At 71.1% G+C, this 3,958-nt stretch carries 2 protein-coding genes; both read left to right on the plus strand.

The window, feature by feature from the left end:
• Window positions 1-579 precede the first annotated feature (579 nt).
• Window positions 580-3,300, plus strand: a complete 2,721-nt coding sequence (gene mgtA, locus AOK16_RS23940; RefSeq protein ID WP_079101714.1) for a magnesium-translocating P-type ATPase — start codon at window positions 580-582, stop codon at window positions 3,298-3,300.
• A 59-nt stretch (window positions 3,301-3,359) separates the two neighbouring features.
• Window positions 3,360-3,958 (plus strand): MgtC/SapB family protein (locus AOK16_RS23945; protein ID WP_055474200.1); only part of this gene is annotated, 599 nt, incomplete at its 3' end.

Genomic DNA, 3,958 nt, shown 5'->3' on the forward strand with positions numbered 1-3,958 from the left:
CCCCCGAAGCCCCCGCCCTCCGAAGCCCGTCCTCCGCAGTCCCCGCTCCCCGGAGTGGCCGCTCCCCGCGGGCAGTTCGCCGTGCATCCCGGCGGCCGCGCCGCGGGGTCGTCTCGTCCTTTCGGACGAAGGACCCGGCCTTTCGGCCGAGGTCAAGGCCCTGTTCGAGCGTGTTAGCCTCGTCGAGGCGCTGATCCGTCTGTCCGTGTTTGTTGTCGTTCGCGGTGCAGGCGGTCCGCCGCCGTTGTGTCCGTGCGAGCGAGGAGGTGGTCGGGTTGAGTCCCGAACGAAGTCCTCGTCGTCGCATGCCGGTTGTCTGAGCGGAGCTCACTTCCCGATCGCCTGATCGGGGTTCTCCTTCCGAGCTGATCGCTCCCGTGCGCTGACGCCCGCCGTCCGCGCGCTCCCCACCGGCCTTTCTTTTTCCTTGTCTTCACTCCGACGACGCGCTCGGGCGGCTGCACGCCGCCCACCCGCGCGTCCGAGACGACTCCGCGCCGAGCCGGACACGCACCGCGCCCTCCTGACGCCAGGTGGCCGCCGCGCGCTGCCCTGCCCCGGTGCGGAGGGAGGTACGCCATGAACACCGTGACCACCCTGACCCCGGAGCGCCTCGCTCCGCCCGGCCGTTCGCGCCGGGACCGCAAGGCCGCCGAGCTGGAGGCCCGTACCCGCGCCGTCGGCGAGCGGCTGGCCGCGATCAGCGCCCGCCCCGCGGAGCAGGTGCTCCAGGACCTGGCCGCGACGCGCGGCGGGCTCAAGCACAGCGAGGCCGCGTTCCGGCTGGAGTCGCACGGCGCGAACGTCGTCGCGCAGGAGAAGGCGCCCCGCTGGTACGCCCAGTTGGCGCGCGCCTTCGCCAACCCCTTCATCGCCGTGCTGGTCTTCCTGGCCGCGGTCATGTACTGGCAGGACCCCGAGGACCCGGGCGTCGTCATCCTCTCCGTGATGGTGCTGATCAGCGGCGCGCTGCGGTTCTGGCAGGAGTACCGCTCCGGCAGGTCGGCCGCCGCGCTCAGGCGGTTGGTGACCACCACGACGGCCGTCCAGCGGCGGGCCGGGCGCGGCTCGGGCCCGACCACCTTCGAGGTGCCGATGGAGACGGTCGTGCCGGGCGACCTCGTACGCCTGGCGGCCGGTGACCTGATCCCGGCCGACCTGCGGCTGCTGGCCGCCAAGGACCTGATGGTCAGCCAGGCCGCGCTGTCCGGCGAGTCGCTGCCGGTGGCCAAGGCCGACACCCGCGCGGACGACCTCGGGCAGTACGTGACCACCGACCCGGTCGAGGCGGACAACCTGTGCCTGATGGGCACCTCGGTCACCTCCGGCACGGCCACCGGCGTGGTCGTGGCCACCGGCTCCGACACCTACTTCGGCTCGATGGCCGGTTCGCTGGTCGGCGAGCGCCCGCAGACCAACTTCGACAACGGCGTGCGGAAGGTCAGCTTCCTGCTGATCCGCTTCATGCTGGTCATGGTCCCCGTCGTGTTCGCCGTCAACGGCCTCACCAAGGGCGACTGGAACGAGGCCCTCCTGTTCGCGATCGCCGTCGCGGTCGGCCTGACGCCGGAGATGCTGCCGATGGTGGTCTCGGCCAACCTCGCGCGCGGCGCCGTCGCCATGTCCCAGCGCAAGGTCGTGGTCAAGCGGCTCAACGCGATCCAGAACCTGGGCGCCATGGACGTGCTGTGCACGGACAAGACCGGCACGCTCACCGAGGACCGGATCGTGCTGGACCGCTACCTCGACGTGCACGGCCGGGACGACGACGAGGTGCTCCAGTACGGCTACCTCAACGCGCACTTCCAGACCGGGCTGCGCAACCTGATGGACCGGGCCGTGATCAACCGGGTGGACGAGGCCGAGGAGGTTGTCGTCGACGCGCGGTTCACGCTCGTGGACGAGATCCCCTTCGACTTCGCCCGCCGCCGCATGTCGGTGGTCCTGCGCCGCAACGGGCTGGTGGCGGACGCCGGTTCGAGGGAGCACGTGCTCATCACCAAGGGCGCGGTCGAGGAGGTCCTCGGCCTGTGCTCCCACCTCGTCGACGGCGGGGAGCGCGTCGAACTGACCGACGGGCTGCGCCGCCACGCGGTGCGCACCGCCGAGGAGCACAACCTGCAGGGCCTGCGCGTCCTGGCCGTGGCCACCCGGACCATGGCGGCCGAGCGCGACACGTACTCCGTGGCGGACGAGGACGGGCTGACGCTCGTCGGCTTCCTGGCCTTCCTCGACCCGCCGAAGGCGGACGCGGCGGACGCGCTGCGCGGACTCGCCGACAAGGGCGTCGCGGTGAAGGTCGTCACCGGTGACAACGAGCTGGTCGCCGCGCGGGTCTGCGCGGACGTGGGCATCAGCGTCGGCCGGGTCGTCACCGGGGCCGTGATCGACACGCTGGACGAGGGCGCGCTGCGCGAACTGGCCGCCCGTACGACCGTGTTCGCCAAGGTCAACCCGGTGCAGAAGGCCCGTATCGTCCGGGCGCTCCAGGCGGAGGGGCACACGGTCGGCTTCCTCGGCGACGGCATCAACGACGCGGCGGCGCTGCGCGACGCGGACGTCGGCATCTCGGTGGACACGGCGGTGGACATCGCCAAGGAGTCGGCGGACATCATCCTGCTGGAGAAGGACCTCACGGTCCTGGAGCAGGGCGTGGTGCAGGGCCGCACGACGTTCGGCAACACCATCAAGTACATCAAGATGACGGCCAGCTCGAACTTCGGCAACGTCTTCTCGGTGCTGGTGGCCAGCGCGTTCATCCCGTTCCAGCCGATGCTGGCGATCCACCTGCTGGTGCAGAACCTGGCGTACGACATCTCGCAACTGGCTACCCCCTGGGACCGGATGGACGAGGAGTACCTGCGCAAGCCGCGGAACTGGGACGCCAAGGGCATCGGCCGGTTCATGGTCACCATCGGCCCGATCAGCTCGATCTTCGACATCACCACCTTCCTGGTGATGTGGCACGTGTTCGCGGCGAACAGCCCGGCGCACCAGTCGCTGTTCCAGTCCGGCTGGTTCATCGAGGGCCTGCTGTCGCAGACGCTGATCGTGCACATGATCCGCACCCGGAAGATCCCGTTCATCCAGTCGCGGGCCTCGCTGCCGGTGCTGGTGATGACGGCCGTGGTGATGGCGTTCGGCATCTTCCTGCCGTTCTCGCCGTTCGCCGCGGGCCTGGGCATGCAGCCGCTGCCGATGGCGTACTTCCCGTGGCTGGTCGGCACGCTGCTGGCGTACTGCGTGCTGACACAGACCGTGAAGACCCTCTACATACGGCGCTTCGGCACCTGGCTGTAAGCGGCGGCCGGCGCACCTGGCGGCCGGGCACACCTGAGGAAGAGACGGAGGTGGCAGCGATGCTGACCCAGTTCGAGATGGCCCTGCACCTGTTCGCGGGGCTCGGTTTCGGGGCGCTGATCGGCGTGGAGCGCCAGTGGCGCGCGCGGATGGCGGGCCTCCGCACCAACGCGCTGGTGGCGGGCGGCTCGGCGCTGTTCGTGCTGCTCTCGCAGTACGGCTTCGCCGCCACCTCCCACACGGCGGGTTACGACGGCTCCCGGGTCGCCGCACAGATCGTCTCCGGCATCGGCTTCCTCGGCGCCGGCGTGATCATGCGCGACGGGCTGAGCGTGCGGGGGCTCAACACGGCGGCCACGCTGTGGTGTTCGGCCGCGGTGGGCGCCCTCGCGGGCACCGGCCTGTTCGTGCTGGCGGCCTTCGGCACGGCGGGCGTCATCGGCGCCAACCTGCTGCTGCGCCCGCTGGGCCGCCGCATCGACCGCCAGCCGGGCGGCGGCGACGAGGTCGCCACCGGCTACCACTTCGAGGCGGTCTGCGCCGAGCCGCAGGAGGCCCACATCCGCGCCCTGGTGGTCCAGGCCGTCACCCGCCCCGGCTTCCGGCTCCTGTCCGTGCACAGCAAGGACGAGCAGCCGGAAGCCGGGGCGGGTGACGG

Source organism: Streptomyces pathocidini (genome assembly GCF_001418495.1).
GTDB classification, from domain to species: domain Bacteria; phylum Actinomycetota; class Actinomycetes; order Streptomycetales; family Streptomycetaceae; genus Streptomyces; species Streptomyces pathocidini.

What these genes read in the sequence shown, in the direction of transcription:
- mgtA (WP_079101714.1), top strand. Translation starts at nt 580, where the DNA reads ATGAACACCGTGACCACCCTGACCCCGGAGCGCCTCGCTCCGCCCGGC.